Source organism: Pontibacillus chungwhensis (assembly GCF_030166655.1).
Lineage (GTDB): Bacteria > Bacillota > Bacilli > Bacillales > BH030062 > Pontibacillus.
This window is the reverse complement of the sequence record NZ_CP126446.1, coordinates 1,526,715-1,552,557: the sequence shown is the minus strand read 5'-3', so window position 1 is coordinate 1,552,557 and position 25,843 is coordinate 1,526,715. Positions and strand designations below refer to the sequence as shown.

Annotated in this window: 24 protein-coding genes, 1 pseudogene and 3 riboswitches; of the genes and pseudogenes, 16 read left to right on the top strand and 9 right to left on the bottom strand. The window is 44.8% G+C overall.

The annotated features are described in order from the left end of the window. Positions 1-54 precede the first annotated feature (54 nt). The 4 genes and pseudogenes from QNI29_RS08030 to QNI29_RS08015 all read right to left on the bottom strand — a co-directional run. Positions 55-1,173 carry an MFS transporter gene (locus tag QNI29_RS08030; protein WP_231415905.1) on the bottom strand — a complete coding sequence of 373 codons (1,119 nt, stop codon included), beginning with the start codon at positions 1,171-1,173 and terminating at the stop codon, positions 55-57. A gap of 163 nt (positions 1,174-1,336) precedes the next feature. Beyond that, positions 1,337-1,882, bottom strand: a complete 546-nt coding sequence (locus tag QNI29_RS08025) for a TetR/AcrR family transcriptional regulator (protein ID WP_231415903.1) — start codon at positions 1,880-1,882, stop codon at positions 1,337-1,339. A gap of 484 nt (positions 1,883-2,366) precedes the next feature. Next, the gene (locus tag QNI29_RS08020) at positions 2,367-3,239 is read right to left on the bottom strand and encodes a 5'-methylthioadenosine/S-adenosylhomocysteine nucleosidase (RefSeq protein ID WP_231415901.1); all 873 of its coding nucleotides are present in this window, start codon (positions 3,237-3,239) and stop codon (positions 2,367-2,369) included. Positions 3,240-3,448: 209 nt separating this feature from the next. After that, a riboswitch (purine riboswitch) is annotated at positions 3,449-3,552 on the bottom strand. Between the two features lie 115 nt (positions 3,553-3,667). Continuing rightward, a pseudogene (locus tag QNI29_RS08015) lies at positions 3,668-4,345 on the bottom strand (endonuclease I family protein); the annotation flags it as partial. Between the two features lie 331 nt (positions 4,346-4,676). Between QNI29_RS08015 and QNI29_RS08010 the strand changes: the two are divergent. The 3 genes from QNI29_RS08010 to QNI29_RS08000 all read left to right on the top strand — a co-directional run bounded on the left by QNI29_RS08010 (position 4,677) and on the right by QNI29_RS08000 (position 6,817). Beyond that, entirely contained in the window at positions 4,677-5,297 is a 621-nt protein-coding gene (locus tag QNI29_RS08010; RefSeq protein WP_231415899.1) for an acetate uptake transporter, read from the top strand. 185 nt (positions 5,298-5,482) lie between these two features. Next, positions 5,483-5,860 carry an SET domain-containing protein gene (locus QNI29_RS08005; RefSeq protein ID WP_036781392.1) on the top strand — a complete coding sequence of 126 codons (378 nt, stop codon included), beginning with the start codon at positions 5,483-5,485 and terminating at the stop codon, positions 5,858-5,860. A 153-nt stretch (positions 5,861-6,013) separates the two neighbouring features. After that, the gene (locus tag QNI29_RS08000; protein WP_231415897.1) at positions 6,014-6,817 is read left to right on the top strand and encodes an alpha/beta fold hydrolase; all 804 of its coding nucleotides are present in this window, start codon (positions 6,014-6,016) and stop codon (positions 6,815-6,817) included. Positions 6,818-6,887: 70 nt separating this feature from the next. Here QNI29_RS08000 and QNI29_RS07995 read toward each other — a convergent pair whose 3' ends face one another. Continuing rightward, a complete protein-coding gene (locus QNI29_RS07995; protein ID WP_231415895.1) occupies positions 6,888-7,076 on the bottom strand; it encodes a hypothetical protein in 189 nt (62 codons plus the stop codon). Between the two features lie 174 nt (positions 7,077-7,250). On the opposite strand from QNI29_RS07995, the gene QNI29_RS07990 reads away from it, so the two are divergent. Both QNI29_RS07990 and QNI29_RS07985 read left to right on the top strand, forming a co-directional pair. Next, complete coding sequence (locus tag QNI29_RS07990; protein WP_231415894.1) at positions 7,251-7,949, top strand: YqjF family protein; 699 nt, start codon at positions 7,251-7,253, stop codon at positions 7,947-7,949. Positions 7,950-8,017: 68 nt separating this feature from the next. Further along, positions 8,018-8,665 (top strand): LysE family translocator, encoded by a 648-nt coding sequence (locus QNI29_RS07985; protein WP_284526949.1) that lies wholly within the window; start codon positions 8,018-8,020, stop codon positions 8,663-8,665. A 37-nt stretch (positions 8,666-8,702) separates the two neighbouring features. Here QNI29_RS07985 and QNI29_RS07980 read toward each other — a convergent pair whose 3' ends face one another. Beyond that, positions 8,703-8,954 carry a hypothetical protein gene (locus tag QNI29_RS07980; protein WP_231415891.1) on the bottom strand — a complete coding sequence of 84 codons (252 nt, stop codon included), beginning with the start codon at positions 8,952-8,954 and terminating at the stop codon, positions 8,703-8,705. A 241-nt stretch (positions 8,955-9,195) separates the two neighbouring features. Here QNI29_RS07980 and QNI29_RS07975 point away from each other — a divergent pair, with 241 nt between their 5' ends. Then, positions 9,196-9,489 carry a 4a-hydroxytetrahydrobiopterin dehydratase gene (locus tag QNI29_RS07975; RefSeq protein ID WP_231415890.1) on the top strand — a complete coding sequence of 98 codons (294 nt, stop codon included), beginning with the start codon at positions 9,196-9,198 and terminating at the stop codon, positions 9,487-9,489. Between the two features lie 131 nt (positions 9,490-9,620). Here QNI29_RS07975 and QNI29_RS07970 read toward each other — a convergent pair whose 3' ends face one another. After that, positions 9,621-10,748: a DEAD/DEAH box helicase gene (locus QNI29_RS07970; RefSeq protein WP_231415888.1), complete on the bottom strand. Its 1,128-nt coding sequence runs from the start codon at positions 10,746-10,748 to the stop codon at positions 9,621-9,623. A gap of 381 nt (positions 10,749-11,129) precedes the next feature. Continuing rightward, positions 11,130-11,264: a hypothetical protein gene (locus QNI29_RS07965; protein WP_255686752.1), complete on the bottom strand. Its 135-nt coding sequence runs from the start codon at positions 11,262-11,264 to the stop codon at positions 11,130-11,132. 543 nt (positions 11,265-11,807) lie between these two features. Here QNI29_RS07965 and ilvE point away from each other — a divergent pair. The 10 genes from ilvE to ilvA all read left to right on the top strand — a co-directional run bounded on the left by ilvE (position 11,808) and on the right by ilvA (position 24,013). Beyond that, on the top strand, positions 11,808-12,716 hold the full coding sequence (gene ilvE, locus QNI29_RS07960; protein ID WP_231415886.1) for a branched-chain-amino-acid transaminase: 909 nt from the start codon (positions 11,808-11,810) through the stop codon (positions 12,714-12,716). A gap of 12 nt (positions 12,717-12,728) precedes the next feature. Next, positions 12,729-14,399, top strand: coding sequence for a dihydroxy-acid dehydratase (gene ilvD / locus QNI29_RS07955; RefSeq protein WP_231415885.1), 1,671 nt, complete (start codon positions 12,729-12,731; stop codon positions 14,397-14,399). A gap of 395 nt (positions 14,400-14,794) precedes the next feature. Next, a complete protein-coding gene (gene ilvB / locus QNI29_RS07950) occupies positions 14,795-16,531 on the top strand; it encodes a biosynthetic-type acetolactate synthase large subunit (RefSeq protein ID WP_231415883.1) in 1,737 nt (578 codons plus the stop codon). Further along, positions 16,528-17,049, top strand: a complete 522-nt coding sequence (gene ilvN / locus QNI29_RS07945; protein ID WP_231415882.1) for an acetolactate synthase small subunit — start codon at positions 16,528-16,530, stop codon at positions 17,047-17,049. Before ilvB ends, ilvN begins: the two co-directional genes overlap by 4 nt. Before the next feature lie 78 nt (positions 17,050-17,127). Then, the gene (gene ilvC, locus QNI29_RS07940; protein ID WP_231415880.1) at positions 17,128-18,165 is read left to right on the top strand and encodes a ketol-acid reductoisomerase; all 1,038 of its coding nucleotides are present in this window, start codon (positions 17,128-17,130) and stop codon (positions 18,163-18,165) included. Beyond that, the gene (locus tag QNI29_RS07935; protein ID WP_231415878.1) at positions 18,152-19,696 is read left to right on the top strand and encodes a 2-isopropylmalate synthase; all 1,545 of its coding nucleotides are present in this window, start codon (positions 18,152-18,154) and stop codon (positions 19,694-19,696) included. Before ilvC ends, QNI29_RS07935 begins: the two co-directional genes overlap by 14 nt. A gap of 13 nt (positions 19,697-19,709) precedes the next feature. Then, entirely contained in the window at positions 19,710-20,816 is a 1,107-nt protein-coding gene (gene leuB / locus QNI29_RS07930; protein ID WP_231415877.1) for a 3-isopropylmalate dehydrogenase, read from the top strand. A gap of 68 nt (positions 20,817-20,884) precedes the next feature. Continuing rightward, a complete protein-coding gene (gene leuC, locus QNI29_RS07925) occupies positions 20,885-22,303 on the top strand; it encodes a 3-isopropylmalate dehydratase large subunit (RefSeq protein WP_231415874.1) in 1,419 nt (472 codons plus the stop codon). Between the two features lie 89 nt (positions 22,304-22,392). Continuing rightward, positions 22,393-22,983 (top strand): 3-isopropylmalate dehydratase small subunit, encoded by a 591-nt coding sequence (gene leuD / locus QNI29_RS07920; RefSeq protein WP_231415872.1) that lies wholly within the window; start codon positions 22,393-22,395, stop codon positions 22,981-22,983. Between the two features lie 43 nt (positions 22,984-23,026). After that, on the top strand, positions 23,027-24,013 hold the full coding sequence (gene ilvA, locus QNI29_RS07915) for a threonine ammonia-lyase (protein ID WP_231415871.1): 987 nt from the start codon (positions 23,027-23,029) through the stop codon (positions 24,011-24,013). Between the two features lie 511 nt (positions 24,014-24,524). On the opposite strand, the gene thiW is transcribed toward ilvA, so the two are convergent. Continuing rightward, positions 24,525-25,013 carry an energy coupling factor transporter S component ThiW gene (gene thiW, locus QNI29_RS07910; RefSeq protein WP_231415869.1) on the bottom strand — a complete coding sequence of 163 codons (489 nt, stop codon included), beginning with the start codon at positions 25,011-25,013 and terminating at the stop codon, positions 24,525-24,527. An 82-nt stretch (positions 25,014-25,095) separates the two neighbouring features. Further along, positions 25,096-25,205, bottom strand: a riboswitch (TPP riboswitch). 414 nt (positions 25,206-25,619) lie between these two features. Then, positions 25,620-25,727: riboswitch (TPP riboswitch) on the top strand. The last annotated feature ends 116 nt before the right edge of the window (positions 25,728-25,843 follow it).

Genomic DNA, 25,843 nt, shown 5'->3' with positions numbered 1-25,843 from the left:
CAAAAAAAAGCCTCTTAATTAGAGGCTTTTTTGCGTTACAAGATGGCTATTTCATTAAGCTGTCCGCAAGAAAGAAGCGATGATCGAAAGGCTGCCATAGACCAAAAAGGTTAACGCATATCCAATACCACCTATTAATCCACCAGCCGCAATGGATCCGATCACTTGACCGATTGATAGCATTAAGAACGGCACCCCGATACCAAGGGAAGCGTTCGAGGAGAAAACACGGATGCCCCAGACGATAAGGAGTCCACACATAAACAGGTTGGCAATGCCGAATAAAGCCGCTGCGGTATAGGCTAAGAAAAGATCCTCAGGAGCTACTGCTAGAAGAATGGGAGCAATCCCCATCATGATTCCAAATATCGTATAGGCTGCTTGCAAGCCAATCTTCTCAATGACAGCGCCTCCCAGCCCGCTTAGCGTTCCAAATAAACCAATGACGATCCAAAAAAGAGAGAGTTCTAGATTTGTATAATCACCGGAGACTTCAATATAAGAACGAGAAAATGTCCAGAAGCAAGCACTTGAGGCTCCCATTAAAATCGATCCTATAACAATGGAAGGACTCCCTTTTAGCCCTCTTAGCGATAAGCGACCTTGTTCAAATCGAAGCGAAGATTCTTCTTTAGGAATGATCCTGTAATTCCAGATCAACACGAGAAATGCAATGGCTGCATAAATCGCATAAGTCATGCGCCAATGAGGCGTTAACAGAATGGCTGCTGCCCCTGTCACCACAATTCCAATACTCGTACCAGCGTTAATCCAAGTATTGGCTTTTCCTTGTAAAGGCTCTTTAATCCACAAGGCGATCGCTGCTCCATAAGGGGGTGACACGAGCCCTGTACTGCCCCCTGCTAAGAGCACACCGATTCCAAGGGCCCACTCTGACCTTGCCCCGCTAATAATCAGTAGTCCACATAACGCAAATGAACCGGCGAGCAGAATCATTTGCCTTGGACCTTTCCTCGACGTCATGACCGTCGAATAGAGGATGGTAAAGCAGTATGCGAGATAAAATAATGAAGAAATAATACCAGATACTAGATCTGACATGCCGAAGGTGGCATGAATGTTTGGAAGTAATAAACCATAGCTATAGCGGGCCAGGCCATACGTAACCGCGATCATCGTTACACCGGGAAAAACGAGTTTCGTAAATTTCATAATTCATTCCACCTTTCTTTAAATTTAGATAGAACGTTCTTTCTACTTTTGTGTAAAAAGATACGCTCACCAAATGGGCAAGCAGATCAACGCAGTCACGCTTTGTATTCGATTGAGTTTAGCCTATAGGAAAAACGGTACCCAAGGTTCGGATGCCGTTTTTTTAATGGTAAGTATCTAGTAATCGTTTTGTCATGGTGATGGCGTGTGCGGTTGCTTGCTCCGAATCTGTTATTTGTGTCATGGAGGTCGCACCTTCTAGAATCAATAGGAATTGATAAGAGAAATCTTTGTGCTCCTTAATTCCAATGCTTTCTCCAAGGTCTTCAAAAAAACGGAGTAGCTTGTCTTTATGATCACGGGCAATTTGGGCAATCTCTGGATTAGTCTCTGAGTACACTTCAATGGCTCTTAAAAACATACAGCCTTGATAGGAGACTTCTTTTAGAAATTGTCCGTGTTGTTTCGCTAATTCAATAAAGGGTGTTTCTGTATGTTCATCCACCGTATCCATATACGCCCAATACCGCTCCTCACGGTTTCTGATCGACTCCTCGACTAACTTATCTTTTGAAGAGAAGTGATTATAAAGGGTCATCGTTGCGACATTGGCTTCTTGTATAATTTGTTTCAGACCAACCCCATGAAATCCGTAATCGTAAAATAATTGTTCTGCTACGTTTAAGAGTTGTTTCCTCTTCTTACTCAATGGCAAACCTCCAGTTTAGATAGAACGTTCATTCTACTTTGAATTTAGCACGGTAGAGGTGCTAAGTCAAAGGTAAAATTACATAAATAAGACTTTGCTAAGAGAGAATGTTTTCGTTTGCTTTAAGGTGGGCGTAAGGCGGGCTTGGAAACCACTCACTTTCCTGTCGGGGAGTTATGGATTAACGAAAACATGCCATGTGAGTATGAGAGCTCTCTTCTTTCGTGCCTCAGAGCTGCCTCTCCTTATAGCCTGGGTTTGCTCGGTGGCAGCGAGACTCCCGCGGGGGAAAGAGCCTAGGGGAGACCCCACAGAGAGCGGTAGCGAACGAGGAGGCTCCCCATCTCCCCGCAGGAAAGCGAGTTGTCCCCGAGCAAACCCAAGCACTCATCAAACACAGGCGGCTCCATCTAAGTAACATATATCAGCTCCAAAGAGTGGAAAAAAATACACATGCGGTCTAGGACCGCATGTGTATACAAACTTACTTCTCTACATAAGAATCGATATATTCTTTTACAACCTCAAACACATATTCCTGATTAGCGCTAGCTGTTTCAGGGTTATACTGTCCACCATTTGTTTTATTATTAGAAAGAATGCGAATACCTAAGAAAGGAACATCATACGCTTTTGCGATTTGAGCCCCTGCTGCTCCTTCCATCTCTTCTACAGATGTGCCGTAATTTTCGTGGAACCATTGAATGCGGTCGACTTCATTATTCCATACATCCGCAGACCCAATCGTTCCTTCAACGACTTTTCCTTCTGTATGGACATCTTTAACCGCTTTTGCTGCGGCAAGAAGATCTTCGTCCCCTTCAAAGAATCGAGCTTTCTCCGCATCAGGGTCCTCTCCTGCACTTCCTTCAGAAGCCATTAAGTCCATTGGAATCCAGTTCGTTGGCTTGATTCCTTCTCCGTCCGCTCGGTCTCCTGTCTTAAGAGAGCCAATGTTTGTCGTTTTTTCACCTAACACAATATCAAATACATTCAAATTCGGATCGTGTCCTCCTGAAGTACCCTGATTAATAATCGCTGCAGGGTTATAAAGTTCGATTGCTACGGCAGTTGCAGCAGCTGTGTTTTCCATTCCTTTACCTGTTTTCGCAACGATGACAGGATATCCATCAAGCTTTCCTTTATAAAATACAAATGTGCCGGATGTTTCTTCTTCCACATCTGATAGTTTATCGGCGAAGTTTTCCGCTTCAATTGGCATCGGACCCTGAACCAGAATCGGTTGAACCTCTTCTTCAGATGTTTGTGATTCTGCCGTGGAACTACATCCTGCCAGTAAGATAAGACATAATGTTGCAATGATGGCTACTTGTTTTGTGAATACGTTTTGCTTCATGTTACATCGCTCCTTTTGAGAAATCTAGTTGTCGCCTAAACCTTTTACCGATTCCCTCGTCATTCGATCAGGGTCTTATTTTTCTCCATAAAAAAGGTCTGGAAGGTAGAATCCTTTCTACCTTCCAGACCAGCAAAGTTAAAGTATGAGAAACCTATACAAACGTCATTGTAGTGTTTCTTATGAACAGCAACATAGATGAAGCTGTCCATGGCTATACTTCAACCCGTAGTCTAGTTCTTTCAATGGGAACCAGGTAGAAACGCTCAGACCGTATTACTGAGAATATACGAGTGATAAAATTTTTAGGTGGTTACAAGGTAACTGTAACAGAAGAATTAAATCGATTCAATCAAAATCACGAATGTTTTTTATTACCAAAACTAAAATGTTCGTCTTTTCAGGGACCTACTTTTCTTGATCGTCACTCACCAAATCAACTCTACGTATTCTGGGTGGTCAATAAAGGGATTTCGATTTCCTTGATAGGCTGAAAAAATGATTTCGTTTCGATTTTGTTCAAATGAATCTACTGGATCACTTTCATGCCATTCTTTCAAGGTCGAGAGCTTCCCGAGCGTTGGCCCGCTTGTACCAACGGCATCCGCTATCTCTAAGTCCAATTCACCGCTGTCTCCTTCATAGCGTACTGCCATATAAAAGATCATTCGAGCCACGTCCCCTTTCACTTCATCACGCGGCTCCCATGAATCTGAATCGTAATAGGTATCCGGGGCTTCTGAATGCAATGAGCCACCATTGTCAAAATCCAAGTTGCCCCTGGTCGAATTAACAGAAACATCCGTAGGGCGTAAGTGATGCAGATCGGTCCCTGCACCTCTACGGGTTCCGAAGTCACCGTGAGATTTAGCCCAGACGTGCTCGCGGTTCCACTCATCCACAAGGCCGCCGTTTTCATTTTTTGAAATAGAGGCTCCTTTGTACAGGAGCAAGACGTTGCTTGCATTCCCCGGGTCTTCATCGGTTTGACGAAGCGCATCCCACACGTCGTCATAGGATAATTCCTTATGATCATCAATAATCCTGTGAAGCTCTTCTTTTAAAGATTCTCCTTCCAAGCCTTCAGCAGATTCGTAATAATCATTTGAGTCACCTTCCTCATCGGAACCATTCGGAATAGAAGCCGAGCCACATCCACTTAATAAGAGCACGATGCCAATCCACCAGACGTTCCACCTCTTCATATCCATCCCCCTCTATACTAGAAATTGTACTTAATGAATAGTTTCTTTTTCACCTATGGATTCCCCTCTAACTCAATTAATCTCACTCCAAAATTTTTAACAGGCATTACGCAAGCTCTTTTTACGTTCAATGAGAGCGAACAATGAAAATGACGCTTACATGAGAAAATCTATTGCATAGCACCTCATTTTTATGTAAATTAGCTAAGTATGTTTAATAGGAGGTATCATCATGAATGAACAACAAACAACGCAAAAGGTCCAAGTAGCAACGGCCGATCCATCTGCTATCGGGCTGTTTGGCCTTGCCATGGTAACGCTTGTCGCATCATCCGCTAAATTAGGCTGGACTGACGGCGTCTCATTTGTCTTGCCATGGGCCATATTCTTAGGAGGGATCGCACAGCTCATCGCGAGTTCTCTGGATGCTAAACACAACAATACATTCGGAACCACTGCTTTTGGAGCTTTTGGCTTATTCTGGCTTGGTGTGGGAACTTCGTGGTTAATTGATTTTGGCGTTTTCGGCGAAGCAGCAGCGGCAGCGGTAGACCCTAATCAGCTAGGGATGGCTTACATTGGATACTTAATCTTTAGTGTCTTTATGACGATTGGCGCTATGGAAACTCATAAAGTCTTGTTCTTTATCTTCGTCTTTATTGATTTCTTATTTATTGGACTATCTTTCTCTACTCTAGGCATTATGCCTGAAGGGATGCACACCCTAGCAGCGATTGCAGAATTCTGCATCGCCCTCTTAAGCTTCTACGGTTCCGCTGCAAGTGTCTTAAACACACACTTCGGCCGCGTAACCTTACCAGTAGGAAAGCCATTTGGTATCTTCAAAGACTAAACCACGGTGTCTGACACCCTGCAAGTCTTTACAGCACGAAAGCGTGTCTGACACCCAGCTGTACTTCACAGCGCAAAAGGGTGTCTGGCACGCTTTATTCTTTCACTGCGGTAAAGGGCGGGGTTGTTTTTTTGGGTGAGACGTGTCAGACTGGGTATAGTTTATTAGAATGCGTGGTGATACACATGATTGAAATTAAGACATCAAGTCTCTCTGATGGAGAGTATAACAGAGGCGTTTTCGCTACGCGTGATATTGAGAAGCGTGAACTAATCCACGAAGCCCCGGTCATACCTTATCCAAATGAAGACCATGAGCATATTGAGAAAACGCTCCTGGCTGACTATGCCTTTGAATATGGAGCGAATCACACGGCCCTTCTTTTAGGGTACGGAATGCTGTTTAACCACTCGTATCAACCGAATTCAAATTACGTCATTAATTTTGATAACGATACGTTCGAGTTTTACGCTTACACGGATATTAAAGCTGGTGAGGAAATTCTCATTAACTATAACGGATTCGTCGATGACCAAGAACTTCTTTGGTTCGATAAAGAATAATCTTTTGATACGCCCTTAATCAGGGCGTATTTTTTATTTCCCCAACCACTTTATCTCTCATTAAAGCATCCTTCCCGGTCACTCATCCACGGGTTTATCCTTCCATTATGAGGGAAATAGTTCACTAGCTATGCAACTAAAAGGAGTGTTAGGATGTCACATTTTATTGAAGTAGAATCTGGAGTAAAGCTTTTTGTAGAAGATATTGGCGAAGGACAGCCCATCGTCTTCATCCACGGATGGCCTTTAAATCATAAGATGTTTGAATACCAAATGAATGAACTTCCACAGAAAGGCTACCGCTTTATCGGCATTGATCTGCGTGGATTTGGACAATCTGATAAACCGGCATTTGGCTATGACTACGATACACTCGCTCACGATATAAAAGTGGTTGTGGAAACGTTAGAACTTAAAAACTTCTTCCTGGCCGGCTTTTCCATGGGCGGACCAATTAGCATCCAATACGCAACGAAACACGCCAACGATCAACTAGCCCAGCTTATTCTAATCGGAGCCGCTGCCCCTAGCTTCACGGCTCGGGACGGATTCCAGCACGGTATGCCGCAAGAAGAAGTAGACGGTCTGATCAATGCTTTCCAAAATGATCGACCAAAAGCCTTAAAAGACTTTGGCGGTAACTTCTTTCATAAAGCAACCTCAGCACCATTTGACGAATGGTTCTTCCATTTAGGATTAGAAGCCAGTTCCCATGCAACGATAGAGACAGCCAAATCCTTAAGAGATGAAGACCTCAGGCACGTGTTAGAGTACGTAAACGTGCCAACCCTTATCATGCACGGTGAGGATGACAACATTTGTGATTATGCCTTCTCCGAAATTTTACACAATGAAATTAAGGACTCCACGTTCGTTTCATTTGAAATTAGCGGACATGGCCTTGTTTACGATGAGCGCGAAAAATGTAATGAAGAGCTCTTAAAGCTCCTAAAATAACCCTGTTAAACAGCAAAAGAACTTCCTCTTAAGGAAGTTCTTCTTTTTTTGATGGAGAATGAATGAACGTTTAAGGATCCTTCCTTAATTCAAGTTGTAATACACTTACTTCACGTTCAAGATGATCCACTTTCTCCTGTAGTTCTTTACGAGGTTGTGTGACTCTTCGAATTAGCATAAGGACAATTCCTACAACACCTAGTATGATACCAAGCGCGGCCACCATATTGATTAGATAAAAACTGATTATCTTCCCCACCCCCATGTTTAGCAAAAGTCCACTTAAGCTTTAATGGAAAATATTACATACCACTACCTTACCATATGTAATATAGTATGAGAACCTTCTCCCTCCTGCCGCTCTAAAAACACTCTTATGCATGGTCCTCCCCATCTATGGGTATACATAGAACGATCAAGGAGGCGTGATGCTTTGAAAAAATCGTGGATTATGAAACAAGATTGGAATGACCTGATATTTATCCATTGGCCCGTTAAAGTCGACGATCTTAGGCCACATGTGCCAGATTGTTTCGATATCGATACATACGAAGGCTGGGCTTGGATTGCCATCGTCCCCTTCCAAATGAAAAACATCCAGCTAAGAGGACTTCCACCAGTCCCTGGTTTTAATCAGTTACTTGAACTTAACGTCAGAACCTATGTAACCTATAATGGCGAACCTGGCGTTTATTTTTATACGTTAGATGCAAATCACCTCATAGGCGTTGGCATAGCCAGGTATGTGTTTGGCTTAAATTACGTAACGGCTAGGATGTCTCTCGATCAGCAAGATGGCACGTACCATTTCCTAAGCCGCAGAACCCATACTGGATACCCTCCGGCTCATTTTCATGCTCGCTACAAGCCTGTATCTCCAGTACTCAGAACTCAACCCGGGTCTTTAATGTATTGGCTCACAGAACGCTATGCCCTTTGGGTGAACCGTGGGAAACGAATCTATAAGGGTCCGATTTTTCATCAAAACTGGCAGTTGCAGAAGGCTGAAGTGGAGATGCCTATAAATGACCTGACAGATTTTCTCCCTTCTTCTGTGTTTGACCGAAAACCCGTAGCGTACTTCTCAAAAAATCTCCATACCAGTATCTTCCCGTTCGAGCGTTACCAATAAATCGATGTTCTGAATTCACTCCCCCTTTCATTTACTAATAAAGACAAGCTAAATGAAAGGGTATCGTTATGTTTCCTACCATGATTAGTTCCATTATTCTGGGATTATCGATTGCGGCGCCTATTGGCCCCATCAACATTGAAATTGTGAAGCGAGGTTTGCTTTATGGATTCTGGCCCGCTTTTTTAGTCGGGCTTGGCGGGATGAGCTCTGATCTTTTATTGATGGCTGCAATGTTCTTTGGGCTATCACAGGTTTTAACGATGGTTTGGGTCAAGATTACCTTAATGGGACTGGGTTGTTTTATTCTGATCCACTCTGGCTGGGTCAATTTATTTGCAAGCGTTGTCCCAAACGAAGCAAAAGAGAGCGTTCATCGCCAATCGGTTCAAGTCAGACGGAGATCGTATATTACAGGATTAACCATAGCCGGAACGAATCCAATGAATTTATTATTTTGGATTAGTATTTATGGGTCTGTACTAAGCTCTAGTTTCCAACAGGACAATCAGCTCCAAGCCTTCCTTACAAGTAGTTTAGTGTTTGTGGGAATTGGGCTTTGGAATCTAAATCTCGCCTTAACCGTGCATTTCAGTCGTATACTGATGAACCAAGCTGTTATGCGAAGCATTTGTATTATCGCAAGTCTTGTTTTAATTGGTTTTGGCATTTATTTCGGGTACCAGTGTGCTGTGCTGGTGTTTCAAATTATTTAAAAAGGCGCCTCCCTTTTTATAAAGGAGACGCCTTTTTTTACGTAAGTGGACTTAATTGTTTCTTTTGGTTGACAGCAAATGAAAAGTAGAGCATTGAACCAATCATGATGCGAACCACTCGAATTGGAACATGATCGTACCTTGCCTGTATATGATCAATGGCTTGTTTCTTAATAAAAGCTGGCATTTCATCATCAATGTGCTTAAGCAATTGTTGCTTGTTGATCGTCAGAAAAATCTCATAGTGTCCGTTGTCGGCTTTAATGTCTTCTTTTGTAAAAAGCCTCATTGTTTCTGTTTCACCTCTCCTGAAAAATAAATCTTCTTCTTATCGTTACCCATATCACAGCAAGATAATCCTAATAATATGCATAAATGGGCTTTGGGTGAGAGATTTCCCAAAGGATGTGATGATAACATGACAAAACGTTTAAAGGAAAGACTAAAAAGGTAAAAAGATAAAGAAGCTCCTAAATCAATCTGGAGTAAGGTCTATCATTATATTACTATACAAAAGCAGGTGATTAATAATGGCAGCATATACAGAAGAAGAAATTCAACACTCCCTACAGGATGTGCCTGAATGGGAACGGAAAGACGGTTCAATCGAAAGAACCTTTACGTTTAACGAATACTTAGATGGCATTCAGTTTGTGAACAAATTAGCCGCAATCGCTGAAGAAAAAGACCACCATCCTTACATTGGAGTCGATTATGGGAAGGTAACCGTTTCTCTTACATCCCACGACGTCAAAGGCCTATCCGCCAGAGACTTCGACCTCGCCCAGCGCTACGACGAAGCCTATACGAACTTAGAATCCTAAACTCGTTTTAGCGCTTTAAAGAATTGATGCGTGTCTGACACGCTTTAGTACTCTACAGCACTGATAGGTGTCTGGCACGCTTTAACACATGAAAGAACCGCATGGCTTAGGTTAGCCCATGCGGTTCTTGTTTATTTTAGTTGACCTTTGTAAATATCTGTTTTCTTAATGTTGAGGTTAAGGTCTTTGGCTAGCTTTTTCATTTTCTTCTCTTCGTCAGGAGTTACAATCGTAATAACTGTACCCTCTGAAGAACCAAGGCGTCCAGTCCGACCTGCACGGTGAGTGTACTCCGTTTCTTTTGGAGGATCCACGTTGATAATATAATTAATATCAGGTAAATCAATTCCACGGGCAGCAACATCTGTTGCTAGTACGAGTCTGTATTCATTTCGACGGAATTTCTTTAGAACCTGCGCACGTTGTTGCTTCTTCGTATCCCCGTGAAGGGTACCTACATCAACCCCGCGATAATCAAGCTTCTCAGCAAACACCGTTAAGTTCCCAATGTCCCGCATGAACGCAAGACCTTTGAACCCTTTTAAATAAACAAGTTTACGAAGAGTGTCTGCTTTCTTGCGGCCTTCACTTACGATGTAATAATGATCTACCTCTGGCTGTTCTGTTTCTTTATCTTCAACCTTCAGCACTTCAGGTTCTTGCATAAGGCTACGAGCATCTTCTACCGCTGTTTCAGAAAGGGTAGCCGAGAAAACAAGCAGCTGGCGTTCTTTAAGCGTCGGCTTAATAATGCTACGGATCGTTTTCATATGTTCTGGTACGAGCAGCTGATCTCCTTCATCTAGGACGATTGTTTTCACTTCATGCATTTTCAGCTTCTTCTTCTCAATCAGCTCATTAACACGCCCAGGTGTCCCAACAATGATATGAGGTTTCTTTTTCAGTTTCTCGAGCTGACGCTTCACATTCGCACCCCCGATCAGGGATGTACTTTTGATGCCACTTCCTTCCGTCCACTTTCGTACTTCATCGAAAATCTGCATCACAAGTTCTTGCGAGGAAGCTAAAATGACGACTTGAGCCTGCTTAGCCTCTGGATCAATCTTTTGTAAAACAGGCAATAGATAGGCTAACGTCTTCCCACTCCCTGTTGGTGCTTCTGCTATGACATCTTTACCTTCCACAATTAAAGGCGCTGTTTCGTTCTGAACGGCAGTGGCTCGAGAAAACCCTGCTTTGTTCCATGCATCCTTTATGAAAGGTTTCAAGCTTTCAAAAAATGGTGATTGTTGTTCCATTATACAAATCCTTTCTACTCTACCGCTCTTACGGTTACTTGTTCTATTATAGCCGTTACAAGGCAGTGCTATCTACATTTTTCGTGAATAAGAAGTGGAAAGAAGGGTTTTTGTAAGAAATAACTGTATTAAATGACTTTGGATCTTTATTTGCTTGGATTCTTTTCTGCATTTCGAGTGCGTTTTAGACACTTAGACGTCTGTTTCTACACTGCTGGGTAACCTTTCTTCAGTGCACGGCTCTATTACTACAGTTCGAATGCGCTTTACACACTCGAGAGCTGCTTTCGGCATTCCAGGTTGTCATTCTACATACCGCTGCCCCTTTCTACAATTTCGGTCCGCTTTATTCACTCCACCCTCGCTTTCTTCAGTCCTCAGCTACTTTTCTTCATTCCACCTCTCTCTTTCTTCATTCCAACTCCACTTTACACATTCACGAGCTGCTTTCGACACTCCAGGCTGTCTTTCTTCATTCCGCTGCTCCTTTCTACAGTTCAGATCAGCTTTATTCACTCCACCCTCGCTTTCTTCAGTCCTCAGCTACCTTTCTTCATTCCGCCTCTCTCTTTCTTCATTCCGCTGCTCCTTTCTACACTCCACCCTCGCTTTCTACACCCAAACCCCACTTTCGACACCCCACTAAAAAAATAAGAAAAAAAGAAATAAAATCTTTACTTCAACACCGTTTTATACTCCCTCCACACAAGCCAAATCCCCAGAAAAACCCTCTTACTTTTTTTCTTTATTTTCTCGATTTCTTCTCGTTTTTCCCAAGCTCAACGCTCTCAACGATGTAAGCGTTTTCTAATAATCTGATTTATCACACTTGTCAGAAAAGTTGGTAAATAGCTGTTGACCTTGCCTTATTTTCGGCTTATGATTATCCATAATTTAAATCATTCATTGAAAAACAGATCAACATTTTCTCGAGTGATTCATGAACCTATTGCCCCTTGTTTCAATTTAAAAAATTCGATGAAGCAATCGGGCTATATTTTCACCATTCATACTTTACTGAGTTTAAGCATTAATACATTAAAGGGAAGGAGTGTAAGTATGAGCAGTCAATGGATTTTCCTAAACGGCCAATTTGTTAAAAAAGAAGAGGCGGTCGTTTCAGTCTACGACCATGGATTTTTATATGGAGACGGGGTGTTCGAAGGGATTAGAGCCTATAGCGGCAACATCTTCAAACTCGACGAACACGTGAACCGCCTTTATGACTCCGCGAAGTCAATCTTGCTTGAGTTACCATACGAAAAGGAGGAATTTAAGCAAGTCATTGTCGATACAATCCGTCAAAACGAATTGTCTGACGCGTATATCCGAGTTGTTGTATCACGCGGACCTGGCAACCTTGGCTTAGATCCAGCAAGCTGCCCTACACCACGCGTTGTGATCATCGCAGAAGCACTCGCGCTTTTCCCTAAGGAATTATATGAACGAGGTTTACGCCTTGGATCCGTTGCTTCTAGACGCAATCGACCAGACGTACTAAGTCCACAAGTAAAATCATTGAATTACTTAAATAATATCCTAGTGAAATTAGAAGCGAACCAAGCCGGTGTAGACGAAGCTCTTATGCTAAACGACCAAGGTTACGTAACAGAAGGATCAGCCGATAATATCTTTATTGTGAAAAACGGCACGATCTATACCCCACCTGTTTATCTCGGAGCTTTAGAAGGTGTAACGCGAAATGCGATTATCGACCTTGCCGAGGAACATGGATATGAACTCAAACAAGAACCTTTCACACGCCACGATGTTTATGTGGCTGATGAGGTCTTCTTAACAGGAACAGCTGCTGAGGTAATCGCTGTTGTGGACGTCGACAAACGACAGATTGGGAACGGATTGCCTGGTGAAGTCACCAACCACATGCTCCAATTATTCCGTGAACTTGTCGTACGTGACGGTGTTCAGTGTTATCCAGAGAATAAAAAAGATGTAGCTGTTAGTTAGGAGGTACCCATCATGAGAAGTGACATGATCAAAGTTGGAATCGACCGCGCTCCCCACCGCTCTTTATTACATGCAGCCGGGGTGCACACAAGAGATCTTGAGAAACCATTTATCGGTGTTTGTAACTCTTATATTGATATCATTCCAGGGCACAAACACTTAAATAAATTCGCAGAGGTTGTAAAAGAAGCCATTCGAGAAGCTGGTGGTATTCCATTTGAATTTAACACGATCGGTGTTGATGATGGTATCGCCATGGGACACATTGGAATGCGTTACTCCCTTCCAAGCCGTGAGATTATTGCCGATAGTGCTGAAACCGTCATTAATGCTCACTGGTTTGATGGAGTGTTCTTCATTCCAAACTGTGACAAGATCACACCTGGAATGCTGATGGCATCCATGCGCACGAACGTTCCTTCTGTTTTCGTAACAGGTGGACCGATGGAAGCCGGGGTATCTTCAAGTGGTGATCCCCTCTCTCTTGTATCGGTTTTCGAAGGCGTTGGAGCCTACAACCAAGGAAAGATGAGCCAAGCTGAGTTAGCCGAGTTAGAAACATCTGCCTGCCCGACTTGCGGATCATGCTCAGGCATGTTTACCGCCAATTCCATGAACTCTCTGATGGAAATGCTAGGTGTAACGGTACCTGGTAACGCTACAATTGTAGCCACATCAGATGAGCGTCATCGTCTTATTAAAGAGGCAGCGCATCATTTAGTAGACCTAGTGAAGAAGGACATTCGTCCAAGAGATATCGCGACAGAGAAAGCGTTCGACGATGCGTTTGCATTGGATATGGCAATGGGAGGTTCTACAAACACAGTCCTTCACACACTAGCCATCGCCCATGAAGCAGGCGTTGATTATGATTTGAGCCGAGTGAATAGCATAGCCGAGAAAACGCCATATTTGGCCAAGATTAGCCCAGCATCAGATTACTCTATGCAAGACGTTCACAATGCAGGTGGCCTCAGTGCCATCATCCGTGAACTGTGTCAGATTGAAGGATTGATTGATCGCGACCGGGTTACCATTACCGGAAAATCCGTTTACGAAAACGTAAAAGACGCTGAGATCTTAAATAAAGATGTTATTAGGGAAAAAGAGAACCCGTATAGCCCAGTCGGAGGCTTATCGATCCTCTACGGAAATCTTGCCCCTGATGGTGGCGTCATTAAAGTTGGTGCCGTTGATCCTTCCATTAAGCAGTTTAACGGGAAAGCGATCGTCTTTAACTCACAAGATGAAGCGCAGGCTGGAATTGATGACGGAACGGTCCAAGCAGGTCACGTGGTCGTCATTCGATATGAAGGGCCAAAAGGCGGACCTGGCATGCCAGAGATGCTTGCCCCTACCTCAGCCATTGCGGGTCGAGGCTTAGATAAAGATGTCGCTTTAATTACAGACGGACGCTTTTCAGGCGCAACGCGCGGTATATCAATCGGTCACGTTTCACCTGAAGCTGCTGAAGGTGGTCCGATCGGCTTAGTCGCTGACGGGGATCCAATTCAGATTGACCTCGAAGCAAGAACGATTAAACTTTTTGTAGAAGACGATGTGTTAGAAGAACGAAGAGCGGCATGGGAAAAGCCCCCTAGTAAAATCGATGGTCGTGGCTACCTTGCCAAATACCAGAAGCTCGTTACTTCCGCAAATACAGGCGGAATCATGAAAGTATAAAAAGTGGATATCGACAAATCTGCGACGGGAATAAAGGAGTAAGAACCTGTATTCACAGAGAGCCGGGGTTGCTGGAAGCCCGGAAATACACCTTACTCTGACATCCTCCCTGAGTGCTTGGCTGAACGACCCAGTTTAGTAGGCTCAAGTCAGGTGTACAATGAGCACCTGTTATCGAAAGAGACGAAGAACATCCTCTTGTTCTACGTCTCGTAAGGCAGCACGTTACACAGCTGCGAAATCAGGGTGGTACCGCGAAAAGAACCATTTCGCCCCTAACTCTTCACAACACGTGAAGTTTATATGGGGTGGGATGGTTTTTATTATGGAAAAAAGTGAATCACTAGCTAAGCTAGTTTGAATAAACAAGATCACATGAAATGGAGGGATTACAGGTGAAGGTAGAAGCAAAACAGCAGGCACAGCAACCAACTGAGTCTTTTGCAGCCGCTCCAAAAACTGGAGCAGACCTTCTCGTTGACACACTCGTACAAGTAGGTGTTGATACGTTATTTGGGTATCCGGGAGGGGCCGTTTTACCAATTTATGATGCGATATACCGAGCAGGAGATGCATTTAATCATATTCTCTCCCGCCACGAACAAGGTTCGATCCATGCAGCTGAAGGCTACGCTCGCGTTTCAGGCAAACCTGGCGTTGTCATCGCCACTTCTGGACCAGGAGCTACCAACTTAATTACCGGGATCGCTGATGCGATGATGGATTCTCTCCCACTCGTCGTGTTCACAGGTCAAGTAGGCAGCGGAGTAATTGGAACAGATGCTTTCCAGGAAGCAGACGTTATGGGGATTACCACTCCAATTACAAAACACAACTACCAGGTTCAATCTTTAAGCGACCTCCCTCGTATTGTGAAAGAAGCGTTCCATATTGCTTCTACTGGTCGACCTGGTCCTGTTGTCGTCGATATTCCAAAAGATATCTCATCAAGCACGGCAGAAGAGTCTTATGATACGACCTTCTTCCTGCAAGGATATCAGCCGACGGTCAAACCGAATCCACTTCAGCTAACGAAATTAAAAGAAGCGTTGGCCCATGCTAAAAAACCAGTCATTCTTGCTGGAGCAGGTGTTATTCACGCGGGGGCATCGGAAGAATTGAAGAATTTTGCTGAGAAGCATGCCCTTCCTGTAACCACTACCCTTTTGGGACTTGGCAGCTTCCCTGGTGAGAACGAATTAAGCCTTGGGATGGCTGGGATGCACGGAACGTATTCCGCTAATATGGCGCTTTACGATTGCGACCTTCTCATTAATGTCGGTGCCAGGTTTGATGACCGCCTGACCGGAAATTTAAATCACTTTGCTCCAAAAGCAACAGTGGCTCACGTGGATATCGATCCTGCTGAGATCGGGAAAAACGTGAAAACGCACATTCCTATCGTGGCAGATGCGAAGAAAGCCCTGATGGAACTTGAGAAGATGGACGTGGAGATGAAGAATCACGGAGATTGGCTAAAAGAGGTATCCGGAAACAAAGCGAACTTCCCTCTTTGGTTCGATAATCCTGAAGAAGAAATGGTGCCACAATGGCTCATCTCAGCTCTTCATAGAGTTACAGAAGGAAACGCGATCGTCACAACAGATGTGGGGCAACACCAAATGTGGGCCGCACAGTATTATTCCTTTAACAAACCGAATCGCTGGGTCACATCAGGTGGTCTTGGCACAATGGGCTTTGGCTTCCCCGCTGCAATCGGCGCCCAAATCGCCTCCCCTGACGAACCTGTTGTTGCGATTGTCGGAGATGGCGGATTCCAAATGACACTGCAAGAGCTGTCTGTCTTAAAAGAACAGAACCTACCCGTCAAAATTATTATCGTAAACAACGGTGCACTCGGCATGGTTCGTCAGTGGCAAGAGAAATTTTATGAAGAGCGATTCTCTCAATCCCTCCTTCAATCACAGCCAGACTTTGTGAAACTTGCTGAAAGTTACGGCATTCGAGGAGAACTTGTCCAGTCACAAGACGAATTGTCTCAAATCTTGGCTGATGTGTTTGATTACGATGGTCCCGTACTGATGGACTGCCGCGTTCTACAGCAAGAAAATGTCTATCCAATGATCGCCCCAGGAAAAGGGCTACACGAAATGATTGGGGTGAAACGATGAAACGGATCATTACAGCAACCGTCCAAAACAGAAGCGGCGTTTTAAACCGTGTGACGGGGCTCCTCCACAAACGACAATTTAATATCGAAAGCATTTCCGTTGGTCGTACGGAAACTGAAGGCATATCGAAAATGACATTTGTTGTGGATGTCGAGGATAGCCAAAAGCTTGAACAATTAACGAAGCAGCTGAACAAACAAATCGATGTGCTAAAGGTATCAGACATTACCGATAAAGCGATCGTAGCTCGGGAGCTTGCGTTAATTAAAGTAGGCAGCACCATTCAAACCCGCAACGAAATCCAAACGATTATTGAACCTTTCCGTGCCACCGTCATCGACGTCAGTAAAGAAAGCATGACGGTTCAGGTTACTGGAAAATCAGATAAAGTGGAAGCGCTCATTGACCTCCTCCGCCCTTACGGTGTGAAGGAATTAGCGCGAACTGGGCTTACGGCTTTCTTACGAGGGCAGCAGCCCCAAGTCGCAGAGTTCACTCCACAATCCCTGCTACAGTAAAGGGCTTAGGAATTTTTACACCTTCATTAGTTTGAATATTCAATCAATAGATCAAAAATCAGAGAGGATGGATTGAAAATGGCAGAAGTACTTTACAATCAGAACATTAACGAAGAGGTTTTAAAAAGCAAAAAGGTAGCAGTCGTAGGTTATGGCTCTCAAGGTCATGCTCACGCTCAAAACCTTAAAGAAAGCGGATTTGACGTAGTCGTTGGTCTTCGCCCAGGTAAGTCTTGGGAGAAAGCAGAACAAGACGGCGTTAAAGTAAAACGCGTTGCTGACGCTGTTAAGGAAGCCGATGTTGTGATGGTGCTTCTACCTGATGAACATCAACCTTCAGTATACGAAGAAGAGATCAAACCAAATCTGGACGCAGGAAATGCTCTTGTGTTCGCCCACGGTTTTAACGTTCATTTCAACCAAGTGGTACCTCCAGAAGACGTGGATGTGTTCCTTGTCGCACCAAAAGGACCAGGTCATCTTGTGAGACGCACATTTGAAGAAGGTGCTGGGGTCCCTGCCCTATACGGTGTTTACCAAGATCACACCGGTCAGGCTGAGAAACTTGCTCAAGCGTATGCAAAAGGGATTGGCGCTGGGCGTGCAGGTGTTCTTCAAACAAGCTTCCAGGAAGAAACAGAAACGGATCTATTCGGTGAGCAAGCGGTCCTTTGCGGTGGCCTTACTAGCCTTGTAAAAGCTGGTTTTGAAACGTTAACAGAAGCAGGCTACCAGCCGGAAGTGGCATACTTCGAATGTATGCACGAGCTTAAGCTAATCGTTGACCTTATGTATGAAGGTGGTCTTGAAGGCATGCGTTACTCCATCTCCGATACAGCACAATGGGGTGACTTCGTCTCAGGCCCTCGCGTGGTGAACGAAGATACGAAAGCTCGCATGAAAGACGTTCTGACGGATATTCAAACCGGCGAATTTGCTAAAGGATGGATTTTAGAGAACCAGGTAAACCGTCCTCAATTCAACGCGATCAATGTAAAAGAAAACCAACATCAAATTGAACAGGTTGGAAAGGAGTTACGTGAGTTAATGCCTTTTGTTAAAGAGCAGGCCAAATCTAAAAAAGAAAAGGAAGTGGTCGCAAATGGCGCACGTTAACGTCTTTGATACAACACTAAGAGATGGTGAACAGTCCCCTGGAGTCAATTTGAACAAACTAGAGAAACTAGAGATCGCCAAGCAACTTGAAAAACTGGGTGTAGATATTATGGAAGCGGGCTTCCCCGCTTCCTCCCAAAATGAGTTTGAATCGGTTCAAGAGATTGCTAGAACAGTTAAGAACAGCTCAGTGACGGGTCTTGCTCGTGCGAAGAAATCAGATATTGATACAGCCTGGGAGGCGTTAAAAGACGCATCAGAACCTCGTCTTCACGTTTTCTTAGCCACCTCCCCTATTCACATGACACATAAGCTTAAGAAAACGCCAGACGAAGTCATTGAAACCGCTGTTGAAATGGTGCGCTACGCAAGAGAACGATTCCCTCAAGTAGAATGGTCAGCTGAGGATGCGTGCCGATCTGATCGTGATTTCCTTGTTCGAATTATCGAGCAGGTCATCGACGCCGGAGCAACCGTTATTAATCTACCAGATACCGTTGGGTACACTACTCCATACGAATACGGAGAACTTTTCCGATATGTGAAAGAAAACGTTCCTAACATTGAAAAGGTTTCACTCTCCGCTCATTGTCATGACGATCTTGGCATGGCGGTGGCAAATTCGCTCGCTGCTATTGAAAATGGTGCGACTCAGATTGAAGGAACGATTAACGGAATCGGAGAACGTGCAGGAAATGCATCGATTGAAGAAGTCGCTGTAGCTCTTCAAATTCGCAACAATTTCTATGAACATTCTACAAATCTTGTCTTAAATGAAATTAAGCGTACGAGTGACCTCGTCAGCAAGTTTACAGGAATGGCCGTTCCTGGCAATAAAGCCATCGTAGGTAAGAATGCATTCGCCCATGAATCTGGCATTCATCAGGATGGCATGATGAAGAACGCATCTACCTATGAGATTATCACACCGGAAATGGTCGGGATTGGAGCTAGCAACATGGTGCTTGGAAAACATTCAGGCCGCCATGCTTTCGAAGATAAAGTGAAGTCCCTTGGCTATGACCTTTCTGACGAGAAGCTGAAAGAAGCGTTTAAAGCCTTTAAGAGTTTGACAGACCGTAAGAAAGACGTAACGGACGAAGACTTGTTTACGATTCTCACTGATGTTCAAACCGACTCATCGGATGCAGCTAAATATAAATTAGAAGCATTCCAAGTTCAATATAGCTCAGCGAATATCCCTACTGCAACGGTTGCCATGACTACGCCTGAGTATACGCGAGTTGAAACCGCCGGTACGGGTCAGGGAAGCGTTGAAGCCATCTATAACACGCTTGAAGCGTTGATCCATGAAGATATTCACTTAGAAGATTACCGCTTAAGTTCAGTTGGCGAAGGACGCGACGCCCTAGCAGAAGTCCATGTGAGACTAACGGTTAACGGAACGGCGGCAAGCGGCCGCGGGGCTGCTCAAGACGTTCTTGAAGCATCAGCGAACGCATTTCTAAACGCCGTCAATCGCGTCATTTTGAATCAACAACTACTAAACAAACAATCTGCGCCCGTATAAGGAGGTTCTACTATTGGAAAAACAAATCGTATTGTTGCCTGGTGATGGCATTGGTCAAGAAGTCATCGAATCAGCAAAGAAAGTATTAGAGTCCGTTACAGAACGTTTCCACCATACATTCACCTATCATACACACGATATTGGCGGAGCTGCCATTGATAAGCACGGGACTCCCCTTCCAGACGATACCGTTCGCGCTTGCCAGCAATCTGATGCTGTTTTACTAGGAGCCGTTGGCGGACCAAAGTGGGACCAGAATCCTTCTCACCTTCGCCCGGAAAAAGGACTCCTTGGCATCCGCAAGCAGCTTGGTCTTTTCGCGAACCTTCGTCCGATCAAAGGGTTCGATCAACTCCTTCACGCGTCTCCTCTAAAGCATGAAGTTGTGGCCGGTAGTGACCTACTGATTGTACGGGAACTGACAGGCGGGCTTTATTTCGGTACACCGAGTGAACGTCGACAGAATGGAAAAGAGGTCGTCGACACGCTCCATTATAAGCGAGAAGAAATTGAGAGAATCGTAGATAATGCATTCCAGAGCGCTCGCTTACGACGGAAGCACCTTACAAGTGTTGATAAAGCGAACGTCTTAGAATCTAGTAAAGTCTGGCGCGAAGTGGTTGAAGAGAAAAAGGCAGACTACCCAGATGTTGAGGTGGAACACCTGCTAGTTGATGCAGCAGCCATGAAGCTTATTACAAACCCTAAACAGTTTGATGTTATCGTCACAGAGAACATGTTCGGAGATATTTTGAGTGATGAAGCTTCTGTATTAACTGGATCCTTAGGCATGCTCCCTTCTGCTAGTCTCAGAGAAGACGGTGTGGGGTTATACGAACCCGTACACGGCTCAGCACCAGACATTGCGGGGAAAGGCGTTGCTAACCCACTTGCGATGATCCTCTCGACTGCGCTTATGCTTCGCCATTCATTTGGACTTGACCAAGAAGCAGCGGTCATTGAAGAAGCGGTCCAACAAGTACTGGAGGATGGCTACTGCACAGGCGATTTAGACGTAAAAGGCGGAAAAGTAGTCGGCACAAAAGAAATGACTCGCTTAGTACTAGAGCGAGTGACTGAACAAGATGCAACCCATAGTATTATGACCTGTTACGTCTAAGGAGTTGGACGTAAGGAGACTCCCTCCATTACGTCCTCTCCCCTATTTTTTCATAAAGGAGTGAGACCATGACCCAGCCCCAAACAATCGTTGAAAAGATTTGGGATCAACATGTTGTCCATCAAAACAAAGGAAAGCCAGACTTACTCTATATCGATCTGCATTTAATCCATGAAGTTACATCACCTCAAGCGTTTGAGGGACTGCGCATGAACGGTCGTTCCGTTCGTCGCCCTGAACGCACATACGCGACGATGGACCATAACGTACCGACACGTGAACGTCACATCATTAAAGATGCTGTCTCTAAGAAACAAATGGAGACGTTAAAACAAAACTGCGATGAATTCGGCATTCGATTAGCCGACATCGATCACCCGGACCAGGGCATCGTTCACGTAATCGGACCTGAGCTTGGTCTTACTCAGCCAGGCAAAACAATCGTTTGCGGAGATAGCCACACTTCCACGCATGGGGCCTTTGGCGCTTTAGCATTTGGTATCGGAACAAGTGAAGTGGAACACGTATTAGCCACACAAACCCTTTGGCAAGCATCTCCGAAGACACTAAATGTGAAAGTGAACGGAGAACTTGGCACAGGGGTTACGGCAAAAGACCTGATCCTTGCTGTGATTGGAAAATACGGCGTCCGCTTTGGCACTGGATATGTGATTGAATATACAGGTGAAGCCATTCGCTCCCTTTCGATGGAACAACGAATGACCGTCTGTAACATGTCCATTGAAGCCGGTGCCAGAGCTGGATTAATCAGCCCGGATGACACGACAGTTGAGTACCTTCGAGGCAAACGCCACGTGCCAGATGGCCAGGCTTTTGAAGAAGCTGCAGCAGCATGGAAGGCCCTTGCAACAGATGAAGGAGCCACTTATGACCATACCCTTGAAATTGATGCCTCTGAAATCGAACCACAGGTGACATGGGGAACAAACCCAGGAATGTGTTTACCGGTTTCAGCATCTGTACCAGATCCAGCTGAAGCTCAAACAGACAATGAGCGCTCAGAGATTGAACACGCTCTACAGTACATGGATTTAAAACCGAATCAGCCGATTTCAGACATTCCAATCGAACACGTTTTCATTGGATCTTGTACCAATTCACGCTTAAGTGATCTCGAAAAAGCAGCTGAAATTGTGCGCGGCAAAACGGTTCATTCATCCGTAACAGCCATCGTTGTACCCGGCTCTCAGTCGGTTAAGCAACAAGCTGAAGCTAAAGGACTGGATGTAATCTTTAAACAAGCCGGATTCGAATGGCGCGATGCCGGTTGCAGCATGTGTCTCGCCATGAATGATGACGTGATCCCACCAGGTGAACGCTGCGCTTCCACGTCTAACCGTAACTTCGAAGGACGACAAGGAACCGACGCACGCACTCACCTGGTAAGCCCAGAAATGGCCGCAGCAGCAGCCATCACAGGCCACTTCACAGACGTCCGCCAATTCACAAACGCATTACAGCACTAAAGGGTGCCTGACACCATTTACTGCACTAAAGCAACACAGCGCGTCTGACACCATTCATCACGCTAAAGCAATAAAGGGGGATTAAGACAATGGAACCGATTCGGAAGCATGAAGGGTTGGTTTATCCGTTAAACCGATCGAATGTCGATACAGACCAAATTATACCGAAGCAATTCTTAAAGCGGATTGAACGACAAGGGTTCGGCCAGTTCCTCTTCTATAACTGGCGCTTTCAGGCTGATGGCACACCGAAGCCTGATTTCACACTAAACTCCCCTAAATACGACGGGGCTTCTGTTCTAGTTGCAGGTGAGAACTTCGGCTGTGGCTCATCTCGTGAGCACGCTCCGTGGGCGCTTGAAGATTATGGCTTTAAAGTCATTCTTGCCCCGAGCTTTGCTGACATCTTCTTTAACAACTGTGTGAAGAACGGCATTCTCGCTGTCACACTTCCAGAAGAAGAGATTAAACAGCTCATTCAAAAAGCAGAAAATGAAACGTACCATTTGACCGCTGACCTTGAAAATCAGGTTATTTACGACAATGAAGGATTTAAGACGTCGTTTGAAGTCAATGAGTACCAAAAAGAAATGTTGATCAATGGGTGGGATGACATTTCCGTCACCCTCACCCATGAAAATAAGATCAAGCAATATGAATCTAACAAAGTAGGAGTGTGAAGACATTGGGAATTGCTTAACAGGAACCAAAATCACGGAGGCGATGGAACATCTTAAAGACGTGGTCCACCGCACCCCCTTAACCACATCAACATCAATCAACGAACGAACAGGAAAACAAGTCTATTTCAAGATGGAAAACATGCAAAAAACAGGCGCATTTAAAGTTCGAGGGGCTAGCTTTAAAGTTTCTCAATTAACAAACGAGGAAGCAAAGCGTGGTGTCATCGCTGCCTCTGCAGGAAATCATGCACAAGGTGTCGCCTTAGCTGCCTCTAAACGCGGGATTAAAGCAAAAATCTTTATGCCTGAAGGGACACCCCAGGCTAAAGTGAGGGCAACAGAAAGCTACGGAGCAGAAATTGTCTTAACCGGCGAATCCTTCCAAGAGTCCTTCGAGGCTGCTTGTGAGGACCAACGCCAGAATGGCAGCGTCTTTATTCATCCTTTCGATGATTATGACGTGATGGCCGGTCAGGGTACGATTGCTCTTGAAATGCTTGAACAAAATCCATCCCTTGATACGCTAATTGTCCCAATTGGAGGTGGTGGACTGATTAGTGGCGTGGCTGTAGCAGCAAAATCTGTTAAGCCGTCAATCAAAATTATCGGCGTACAGTCTAGAGGCGCAAGTGCCATGTACAATCAGTATTACAAACAAGGCCCTTCCACCTTAAAAAGTGTTTCCACCATTGCAGATGGAATCGCCGTGAAGAAACCTGGAGAAAACACGTTCCCACTCATCAAGAAATATGTTGATGAGATCGTAACCGTATCTGAAACACACATCGCCGATGCCATCGTGACGATGCTCGAGCGAAACAAGTCCCTTGTAGAAGGAGCCGGAGCCTCTGCACTTGCAGCGTTACTTGCCCACGGCTCTCACATCCATTCGAATCAAACAGGCATTATCGTAAGTGGAGGCAACATGGACCTCGCCCGATTACCGATGATTCAGGAACTGAGCCAACAACCTGAACCAAGCCCTGTGCCAAACGCTCACAAAAGCTCCCCTTTTGTAGCATCTTGAAAGCTATAACAAAAGCGGAAGCGCCCGGTTAGCGCCGTATAGACTGGACTGAACCGGCGATGAGATCTAGGAAACACGGTGAGCCACCGGCGAATCGATGTTGACTGATCGACCAGAGGTGAGGGAAGTCTACTAGGTGCTGGGCGCTGGAGCTGGATGAACAAAAGCGGAAGCGCCCGGTCAGCACCGTATAGACTGGACTGAACCGGCGATGAGATCTAGGAAACAAGGGAAAGAGCCCATGCCTTATTGGTATGGGCTCATTTTTAGTGAAGTCGTGACAGGCCTATGTTGATCTGTAACCTTTTGAAGAGCTTTTCACCATAAAAGGTCACAGATTCCCTCTATCCGTTACCTTTCATGAGTCACACTTCGTCAAAAGGGCATAGATTCTTCCCCTCTCTTCCCTTTTAAGTACTAATTCCACAAAAAAGGTCACAGATCAAGCTCTTCTCTTCCTTTTTGAAGCTTCACCCCATGTAAAAGGTTATAGATCTATCCATGGTAACCATTAAGCTCTCCGTATACTCAACCGCTCCCCTACTCTCGAAAGCACAAACCACCCAAGAAAAGCCCCTGAAAGACTGCTTACGAAAAACGGTGGTAAAAACGCAAGAGCTCCAACAGAAGTCCCCATAACTACTTTGGCATACAGAACGGCAAAGAGCGCCCCGATCACACCTGAGCCCACTACTTCGCCTAGTACGGCCAACCCTTTTTTCTTCGAGACCTTATATAAAATACCTGCCAAGAAGGCACCGATCATTCCTCCTGGAAAAGCAAGGAGTGTCCCGAGTCCTAAGAGAACACGTAAAACGCCAATCATAAACGCAATCGCTACGGCCGGTATAGGTCCAAGCGTTACCGCAGCTAGCACATTGACAACGTGTTGGACAGGGTAGGCTTTAGCTACTCCAGCCGGAAACCATAACATTTGTGCCCCTAGTGTTCCAATCGCAACAAAGATAGCCATGGTCGTGATCATTCTTGTTTTGTTCATCCATTTCTCTCCCTTTCTGACAAGGGGAAACAAAAAAGCCAGATCTATAATAGACCTGACTTCGAATGGTAGAGTATACAGACGTGTCGCCTGACTACTTCCCTCCGCTGGTATGACCCAGATCAGGTTCGTAAGAGTCAGAAAGCTCGCTTGCTCTCCTCTCAGCCCATTCAGGCTCCCCTAGTAGTTTCATAATGTATTAAACTTTGTTAATCAGATTAACACAAACTTCCACCTTTGCAAATCTTTTTTATGAATGGTCGTTCTTTGTGAATGTATGTTTCTTTTCAGTTATATCAGTATTAAGTATTGGTTCGCTGGTTTTACTTCCCCCTCTCCCATTAAGGCATGTTTCCGTTCTTCTTTTTTTTCGTAAAGGTGGTCCGTGAAACTGCGAGACTCCTGTGGGAGAAAGAGGTCGACGAGACCCCGGACTGAACGAAGTGATGGAGGAGGCTCGACAGCTCGCCCGCGGAAAGGGAGTAGTTTCACGGACCACCTTACTCTCAATTACATTAACGGAAACATTTCTGAATCTCCCCCTACCAATTTCTATCACAGTAGACAATCCAAGGAAACCTATGTTAAGGTAACGGTACAATATAGGAAGTCCACTAGGGGCGCCCATTTTTTTGGCTGAGATAAGGAGTCATCCTTGGTCCCTTTGAACCTGATCTGGTTAGTACCAGCGAAGGGAAGTGGAGTCGGTTGGATTTATCTATATATGATTTTGAGAGCGTCCATTTGTTGTACTCTCTTAATCTATACTTTCGTAAACCCAAAAACCGCTCCAGTTCTAAGGAGCGGTTTTTTTATATTTATCCCCCAAC

What these genes read in the sequence shown, in the direction of transcription:
- thiW (WP_231415869.1), bottom strand. Translation starts at nt 25,013, where the DNA reads ATGAACAAAACAAGAATGATCACGACCATGGCTATCTTTGTTGCGATT.
- ilvC (WP_231415880.1), top strand. Translation starts at nt 17,128, where the DNA reads ATGGCAGAAGTACTTTACAATCAGAACATTAACGAAGAGGTTTTAAAA.
- QNI29_RS08005 (WP_036781392.1), top strand. Translation starts at nt 5,483, where the DNA reads ATGATTGAAATTAAGACATCAAGTCTCTCTGATGGAGAGTATAACAGA.
- QNI29_RS07985 (WP_284526949.1), top strand. Translation starts at nt 8,018, where the DNA reads ATGTTTCCTACCATGATTAGTTCCATTATTCTGGGATTATCGATTGCG.
- QNI29_RS07980 (WP_231415891.1), bottom strand. Translation starts at nt 8,954, where the DNA reads ATGAGGCTTTTTACAAAAGAAGACATTAAAGCCGACAACGGACACTAT.
- QNI29_RS07970 (WP_231415888.1), bottom strand. Translation starts at nt 10,748, where the DNA reads ATGGAACAACAATCACCATTTTTTGAAAGCTTGAAACCTTTCATAAAG.
- QNI29_RS08030 (WP_231415905.1), bottom strand. Translation starts at nt 1,173, where the DNA reads ATGAAATTTACGAAACTCGTTTTTCCCGGTGTAACGATGATCGCGGTT.
- ilvA (WP_231415871.1), top strand. Translation starts at nt 23,027, where the DNA reads ATGGAACATCTTAAAGACGTGGTCCACCGCACCCCCTTAACCACATCA.
- QNI29_RS07935 (WP_231415878.1), top strand. Translation starts at nt 18,152, where the DNA reads ATGGCGCACGTTAACGTCTTTGATACAACACTAAGAGATGGTGAACAG.
- ilvD (WP_231415885.1), top strand. Translation starts at nt 12,729, where the DNA reads ATGAGAAGTGACATGATCAAAGTTGGAATCGACCGCGCTCCCCACCGC.
- QNI29_RS08020 (WP_231415901.1), bottom strand. Translation starts at nt 3,239, where the DNA reads ATGAAGCAAAACGTATTCACAAAACAAGTAGCCATCATTGCAACATTA.
- ilvE (WP_231415886.1), top strand. Translation starts at nt 11,808, where the DNA reads ATGAGCAGTCAATGGATTTTCCTAAACGGCCAATTTGTTAAAAAAGAA.
- leuD (WP_231415872.1), top strand. Translation starts at nt 22,393, where the DNA reads ATGGAACCGATTCGGAAGCATGAAGGGTTGGTTTATCCGTTAAACCGA.
- QNI29_RS08000 (WP_231415897.1), top strand. Translation starts at nt 6,014, where the DNA reads ATGTCACATTTTATTGAAGTAGAATCTGGAGTAAAGCTTTTTGTAGAA.
- QNI29_RS07975 (WP_231415890.1), top strand. Translation starts at nt 9,196, where the DNA reads ATGGCAGCATATACAGAAGAAGAAATTCAACACTCCCTACAGGATGTG.
- leuC (WP_231415874.1), top strand. Translation starts at nt 20,885, where the DNA reads ATGACCCAGCCCCAAACAATCGTTGAAAAGATTTGGGATCAACATGTT.
- ilvN (WP_231415882.1), top strand. Translation starts at nt 16,528, where the DNA reads ATGAAACGGATCATTACAGCAACCGTCCAAAACAGAAGCGGCGTTTTA.
- QNI29_RS08010 (WP_231415899.1), top strand. Translation starts at nt 4,677, where the DNA reads ATGAATGAACAACAAACAACGCAAAAGGTCCAAGTAGCAACGGCCGAT.